A 5,736-nucleotide genomic window follows, 5' to 3' on the forward strand; every position below is an offset into this window, starting at 1 on the left:
TCAAGCTACTGTCCGAATTTGCGGGGCCAGCTCTATAGTTTCCATTCATTCGCGCAGACCCCCGAGCCACAGCTGTAGCAGCGGCATTGGAGGCGGGCAATTGTGCATCATTCTCGTTGAGCTTCAGCGCCAACTCCACCAGACGGCGGAATCGCCAGTTTGCGGCCATCTCGAGGCACCCAGGCAGACTTGACTTACAATGCAGATGCATTACATTGGGATGTCGTGACGACGCAAGGAGCCGCTATGGCCAAGACCGCCGAAATCCTCGAGATCCCCGCGACCATCACAGACCGCGGCCAGACGACCGTGCCCGCCGCCATCCGCAAAATGCTGGCCCTGGGAAAGCGCGACCAGGTCGTGTTTCGGGGGCTCGCTGACGGCACCGTTGTGATCGCGAAGAAGCAGTTGAGCGCCGACCACGGCGATCCGGTGATCGGCACGTTCCTCGCGTTCCTGGCCCGCGACATGGGGAGCGAGCCAGCCCGGATCCGGCCGGTGCCGAAGTCGCTGGTCGCGCGCGGCAAGGGCTTGGTCAAGGGTGTTAAGGTCGATCTCGACGCGGCGCTGCCGGAAGACGATACGTGAGCGACGACACCTTCGGGGTTAACGGTTGGACGGTCTACGCCCATCCGCTATTTCTCGACCAGTTCGAGACTATGATCGCGGCGGTCGAGAAGGCGCGCAAGAAGGATCCGAAGGGATACAAGAAGAAGCGCGCCGCGAAGCTCCTGTCGGCTGTCTTGAAGGTGGCGTTCGACGACATTCCGAGTGACCCAACGCGTGACGTCTATCGGCAGGGCGGCACTCTCGGCGACGAGTACAAGCACTGGTTCCGCGCGAAATTGCTGCAGCAGTTCCGCCTGTTCTTCCGCTATCAGCAATCGGCGGACGCCAAGATCATCGTTCTCGCCTGGGTGAACGACGACTCGACGCTGCGCGCCTACGAGAGCGCGAACGACGCCTACGCCGTGTTCAGGAAGATGCTGGACCGCGGAAACCCGCCGGACTCGTGGAACGAACTCGTAGCCGCGGCCTCGACTGGCGAATCCAAGACGCGTCTATCGCGCTCGACGCGCGGGAGATGACCCCAGCTGGCCTCGTTCGGCCGCGACCGCCCGCTGATCCGGCCCGCGCCGCCGGCACCGGTCTGCAGCGAGAGACACGATTCGGCCAGGAAGAGTCCGTGAAATGCCCACCATCCAGCTGTCGGCTACGCCCAAAGGCAGCGGCGAATGCGCCGACTGTCCGGCGACATCATCATCAGCATTCCACCTGTTAAGCCGTGTAGACGGAGGCGACATTTCAGCCCTCCGATGCGGGTGAACCGGTTCGTGTTCCTCAACCTTCCAATACTTCAGCCTCGATCCCCTTTACCTGCGGGCATCAATGCACCTCCGACCTGCCCGCGGGTTCCCGTCACCAGTATCCGCCCGTACAATGGAAGTTTTGGATGTCGGCAAGCAGCGGCGCGGCCGCGTCCTTGGCCGAGAGCGACGGCTTTTTGATACCCCAGTTTATACCGATCACCGGGTCGTCCCAGCGGATCGAAACCTCGTTCTCCGGATTATAGAAATCATCGCATTTGTAGAAAAAGTCCGCGGTCTCTGAGAGCACACAACGAAACCGTGCGCGAATCCGCGCGGAACCCATAGTTGCCGCCGGTTATGCTCGCTTAATTCGACGGCAACGTAGCGTCCGAAATTCGGGCTCCGGACGCGGACGTCGACCGCGAGGTCGAGCACCTTGCCCCTCATTGATGGATGTCCAGACAATCGGACTCGCGGCGCACTAAGCGGAGTTGAGTGAACGCTAGTGAGGCTCGCGACAATTAACTACAGTCGCCTTAAGATCGTGGAGCATGCCCGTGATCCCGTCGATGAGCTCGTCGATTTGATCCTTGTTGACGATCAGAGGTGGGCATATCGACAATGCATCGTCTACATTCCGCACGATGATCCCTCGCTCGTGCAGCAACCGGCTCGCAATGCTGCCAACATCGCCCGGAGTAGTAGCGGCGACTTTCCGTTTCTTGTCCAGCACCAGCTCGATTGCCGCAATAAGGCCAACGCCACGGACCTCCCCAACGAGTGGATGGTCAACGAGCGTGCGCAGCCGTTCCTGCATGTAGGCCCCGATGTGGCCAACGTTCGCAATCAGACCCCGCTCCTCGATGAGTTTGAGGTTTTCGAGCGCTACGGCGGCTCCGACCGGGTGACCACCGCCCGTGAAGCCATGAGCCAGCAGTCCAACCTTATTGCTCTCGTCCGCGATTGGTTCGAACATGTAGTCATTCATTATGATCGCAGATAACGGAAAATAACTGGACGTGAGCTGCTTCGACACCACGATTACATCGGGCGCGATGTTGTAGGTTTCGCAACCGAACATTTTTCCTGTCCGGCCAAAGCCGCAAATCACCTCATCAGCGACCAAAAGGATGCTATGCTTTTTTAGCACACTTTGAATTTTGTCCCAGTAAGTCGGCGGCGGAACGATGACGCCGCCCGCGCCCATGACAGGCTCACCGAAGAATGCTGCAATGGTATCGGCACCTTCGCGCTGAATCAGCGACTCGAGCTCCTCGGCCCGACGCGTAGCAAAGGTCTCCTCCGATTCGCCCGCACGGCTGTCCTTGTAGAAATGGGGGGAGCCCGTGTGCATAATGTTGGGGAGCGGCAGATCGAAAGAGCGGTGGTTGTCTGGAAATCCGGTCAGGCTTGCCGCACCGATCGTGACGCCGTGATAGCCGCGCAACCGGCTGATGACCTTCTTGCGCTGAGGCTGGCCCGCTGCATTCGATCGATAGGCGATCAGCTTCAACACCGTATCGTTCGCTTCCGAGCCGGAATTTGTGAAGAACACCTTACTCATTGGCACCGGAGACATCTTCACCAGCTTCTCGGCAAGCGCGATGGAAGGCCCATTCGATCGTGATGCGAAGGTATGATAGAATGGCAGGATTTGCATCTGGCGATGCGCGGCTTCGATAAGCCGCTTTTCGCTGAAGCCAAGACCCGCACTCCAGAGACCGGCCATCGCATCGAGGTAGCGTTTTCCTGCCGTGTCGAAGACGTAGGGGCCCTCGCCGCGTTCAATTATGAGCGGCCCGGCCCGTTGGTGCGACCGCGCGTTGGTATAGGCGTGAAGCTGATAGGCCACATCTCGGGCCTGTTGAGAACTGGGCAGCATGGTCGGCGTCACATCATCGGTTCAGAATTGGATAGGGACCGGAGCATCATGTGGGGAAGCGCCGGTCCGTTTCCGGCTTCTCTGGGCCTTGCGATAGTCGTCGTTGACGATCGCTTTAAAGGGATTCGCTTTTGCCTATGCCTGACCACAGGCTTAACTGGCGGCGCGACGCACTGTCTGGAAGTGATCACAGAAAGGTGACGATGTTCAGCACGACAAAGCGTCGGATTTCCGGGACGCGTTAGTCGCCGACGGGAGCTTCCATCAAACTGCCGGCGGCGTTCAGGCCGTAGAGAGTCGGTGGTCGTAGCGCCGTGGACCGCGGTTACGTATTCGAGCCCACCACGTTCAGGCCGTCCGCTCCGCTAAAGGCCAGCGTGTCATGTGTGTTTAGCACGTTATCCCAGCTGCTGCCGCGCGTCGTCACGGACTGGTTGGGCTCCGAGCCAACACGCGTGATGAGTAACACTGTAAGCAACAACCCGCTCTGATTGACCAGTTTCTTGTGGGCCATCAGTGATCTCCTTGATCTGGTCGGTGTCCCGGCTTTGCGCGGTGATCTGCGACCGAGTTTGCCCCAGAATACCTTAACTCGTTGAGTTGGTCGCCTGCCAAAGCTTGTAGGCTCACTCCCAACCGGCACCGTCAAGTTAACGAATAGGGGTGGCCGATGGGGTAGACGACCGGCATGCCGACCGCCCGGGCCCCTCTTTATCGCCGCCATCGCTTCCCACCGGAAGTGATCAGCTATGCCGTTTGGTTGTATTTCCGGTTTCCCTTAAGCTTGCGCATGGTCGAGGAAATGCTGGCGGCGCGTGGCATTGGCGTGACCTATGAAACCGTGCGCCAGTGGGGACGGAAATTCGGCAAGCCGTTCTCCGATCGGATCCGCCAGCGCGCTCCCGCCCGCGGTGACAAATGGCATCTGGACGAGGTCGTTATCTCGATCGCGGGCGAACAACATTGGCTCTGGCGCGCTGTCGACCAGAATGGTTTCGTTCTCGACGTCTTGATCCAGCGCCGAAGAGACTCGCGCGCTGCGCAGCTTCTCATGAAGAAGCTCTTGAAATCCGCCGGCACGCCGCCGCGCGTTATGATCACGGATAAGCTGCGTTCGTACGGCGCTGCGAGGGCGAAGATGGGCTTACACGTCGAACATCGCCAGCACAAAGCTCTCAACAATCGGGCCGAAAATTCTCATCAGCCGACGCGAGCGGATCATGAAGCGTTTCAAATCGTCCCATCAGGCTCAACGCTTTCTGTCAGTTCACGATCAGGTCGCGAACCTTTTCCACATCCCCTATGCCGGAGCCGCCACCGCCGACTTCCGTCGTGCTTCGCGCGAGCGAGCCTTTGCGACTTGGCGCGAGATCTCCAGGACAAGCGCTATCGCCGACTCTCGACCTCTGAGAATCGCCTCCTTCGGCTCGGCGGTCGATTAAGTTGACGATGCCCTTCCGGGATGCGTGGGGCGAACCGGCGCAGCGGTTCGACCTCGGGCAACCCAATCTTCCAGCCGAATTTGTTGCTCCCTATGCCGAGGCGTTCCGGGGGCATCATGCATCGTCGTCACCTAGCACGCGTCACCAATGCTGGAAAGCACTGAAGTTCTTTGCCCGCTTTCTCGCCGATAGCGGCAGGGTTCAGGCGCCGGCCGATTTGACGACCGAATTGTTCGGCCAATACATCTTATGGCTGGACGCCTTGCCTTCCCGAACCGGCAAACCCTGTGCTCAGCTTTCGCGCTTACTGGCGGCAAGCTAACGGCAATCCATCGTTGCGTCCGTTTCTTGACCTGCGTCGTGAACGCTATGACCGAGGTGCGAGCTGAGTGTATTTCGCCGTGCTTTCGCGAAGGCGCGGTCGGTCGCCATGCGACGCTCGATCATCGGCGCAATCAGTTTAGCAGGCTCGGTCCGCGTCATCAGACCTACGCTATGCGTCAGGATCTCGGCGTAGCTTCTGAGATCCCTAAAGACCGCCGCCGGCAGCTCGGTCGTGAGCTTGACTGGCTTGTCGTCTTCAAGCGGCCCAAGCTTGAGCTTCGTCATGGCGCTCCTCCATTGCTGTAGGGCGCCAGCACCAAATCGCGCGTGCCGATCACGCGGACCGGAAACCTGGCCGGATGGTCAGCGTCGGCTGGATGTTGAGCTGACGCTGCACGACCAATTGGCCGGTCTGGCTGATGCTGATGGACGCACCGCTACGGATCGCTTGAACGAGGTTGTTCTCATTTGGCTCGTGCCGCCTCTGCTCCGACGCTGAGCATGGTCGAGAGAACGGCGGCCTTGAATAGCATGCCCCAGTGGTTGTCGACATCGTCCTCGAGTCCGGCATAACCACCACTGTCGGCGCCCGGCTGGCGCTCCAGCACGATCGAGTTGCCGTCCGGTATGATGATGCGAGTCCAGACCAAGAGGATTCGACTCTGGCCGTCCGCACGGCCGCTTTTTAGGCGATGATCTGACTGGCGTGGGCGCGCTCTCGGTGCAGTTTGGGCTTTGCTTGAACTAGGGTCCAGACTCAATTGAGCCAATATGCGAC

Annotated in this window: 8 protein-coding genes and 2 pseudogenes; 4 read left to right on the plus strand and 6 right to left on the minus strand. The window is 59.7% G+C overall.

The genetic code is table 11. The annotated features are described in order from the left end of the window. Nucleotides 1–246: 246 nt before the first annotated feature. The gene (locus tag IC66_RS0141820; RefSeq protein WP_014498004.1) at nucleotides 247–588 is read left to right on the plus strand and encodes a type II toxin-antitoxin system PrlF family antitoxin; all 342 of its coding nucleotides are present in this window, start codon (nucleotides 247–249) and stop codon (nucleotides 586–588) included. After that, complete coding sequence (locus IC66_RS0141825) at nucleotides 585–1,088, plus strand: type II toxin-antitoxin system YhaV family toxin (protein WP_011084500.1); 504 nt, start codon at nucleotides 585–587, stop codon at nucleotides 1,086–1,088. The genes IC66_RS0141820 and IC66_RS0141825 overlap by 4 nt, the downstream gene beginning before the upstream one ends. Nucleotides 1,089–1,419: 331 nt before the next feature. On the opposite strand, the gene IC66_RS49375 is transcribed toward IC66_RS0141825, so the two are convergent. The 4 genes from IC66_RS49375 to IC66_RS0141840 form a co-directional block, all read right to left on the minus strand. Beyond that, on the minus strand, nucleotides 1,420–1,617 hold the full coding sequence (locus tag IC66_RS49375) for a dTDP-4-dehydrorhamnose 3,5-epimerase family protein (protein WP_018648901.1): 198 nt from the start codon (nucleotides 1,615–1,617) through the stop codon (nucleotides 1,420–1,422). Further along, nucleotides 1,527–1,757: a dTDP-4-dehydrorhamnose 3,5-epimerase family protein gene (locus tag IC66_RS43025; RefSeq protein ID WP_244651854.1), complete on the minus strand. Its 231-nt coding sequence runs from the start codon at nucleotides 1,755–1,757 to the stop codon at nucleotides 1,527–1,529. Before IC66_RS43025 ends, IC66_RS49375 begins: the two co-directional genes overlap by 91 nt. A 55-nt stretch (nucleotides 1,758–1,812) precedes the next feature. Continuing rightward, complete coding sequence (locus IC66_RS0141835) at nucleotides 1,813–3,192, minus strand: aspartate aminotransferase family protein (RefSeq protein WP_014498006.1); 1,380 nt, start codon at nucleotides 3,190–3,192, stop codon at nucleotides 1,813–1,815. Nucleotides 3,193–3,517: 325 nt separating this feature from the next. Continuing rightward, nucleotides 3,518–3,706, minus strand: coding sequence for a hypothetical protein (locus IC66_RS0141840; protein WP_014498007.1), 189 nt, complete (start codon nucleotides 3,704–3,706; stop codon nucleotides 3,518–3,520). Nucleotides 3,707–3,880: 174 nt separating this feature from the next. Here IC66_RS0141840 and IC66_RS44805 point away from each other — a divergent pair. Both IC66_RS44805 and IC66_RS0141855 read left to right on the plus strand, forming a co-directional pair. Further along, nucleotides 3,881–4,634: pseudogene (locus IC66_RS44805) on the plus strand (IS6 family transposase). 7 nt (nucleotides 4,635–4,641) lie between these two features. Continuing rightward, entirely contained in the window at nucleotides 4,642–4,956 is a 315-nt protein-coding gene (locus tag IC66_RS0141855; protein ID WP_011084497.1) for a hypothetical protein, read from the plus strand. Here IC66_RS0141855 and IC66_RS0141860 read toward each other — a convergent pair. Both IC66_RS0141860 and IC66_RS44810 read right to left on the minus strand, forming a co-directional pair. Next, a complete protein-coding gene (locus tag IC66_RS0141860; protein ID WP_011084496.1) occupies nucleotides 4,953–5,243 on the minus strand; it encodes a DUF2274 domain-containing protein in 291 nt (96 codons plus the stop codon). The two genes, IC66_RS0141855 and IC66_RS0141860, sit on opposite strands and share 4 nt — an antisense overlap. Next, nucleotides 5,240–5,641 (minus strand): annotated as a pseudogene (locus tag IC66_RS44810) (TrbI/VirB10 family protein); the annotation flags it as partial. The gene IC66_RS0141860 and the pseudogene IC66_RS44810, both read right to left, overlap by 4 nt. Nucleotides 5,642–5,736 lie beyond the last annotated feature (95 nt).

Origin of the sequence: Bradyrhizobium genomosp. III (assembly GCF_000261705.1) — a bacterium.
Taxonomy (GTDB): Bacteria; Pseudomonadota; Alphaproteobacteria; order Rhizobiales; family Xanthobacteraceae; genus Bradyrhizobium; species Bradyrhizobium ottawaense.

Coding starts and splice junctions, on each gene's coding strand:
- IC66_RS0141835 (WP_014498006.1), bottom strand. CDS start 3,192: ATGCTGCCCAGTTCTCAACAGGCCCGAGATGTGGCCTATCAGCTTCAC.
- IC66_RS0141860 (WP_011084496.1), bottom strand. CDS start 5,243: ATGACGAAGCTCAAGCTTGGGCCGCTTGAAGACGACAAGCCAGTCAAG.
- IC66_RS0141840 (WP_014498007.1), bottom strand. CDS start 3,706: ATGGCCCACAAGAAACTGGTCAATCAGAGCGGGTTGTTGCTTACAGTG.
- IC66_RS0141820 (WP_014498004.1), top strand. CDS start 247: ATGGCCAAGACCGCCGAAATCCTCGAGATCCCCGCGACCATCACAGAC.
- IC66_RS43025 (WP_244651854.1), bottom strand. CDS start 1,757: ATGAGGGGCAAGGTGCTCGACCTCGCGGTCGACGTCCGCGTCCGGAGC.
- IC66_RS0141855 (WP_011084497.1), top strand. CDS start 4,642: ATGCCCTTCCGGGATGCGTGGGGCGAACCGGCGCAGCGGTTCGACCTC.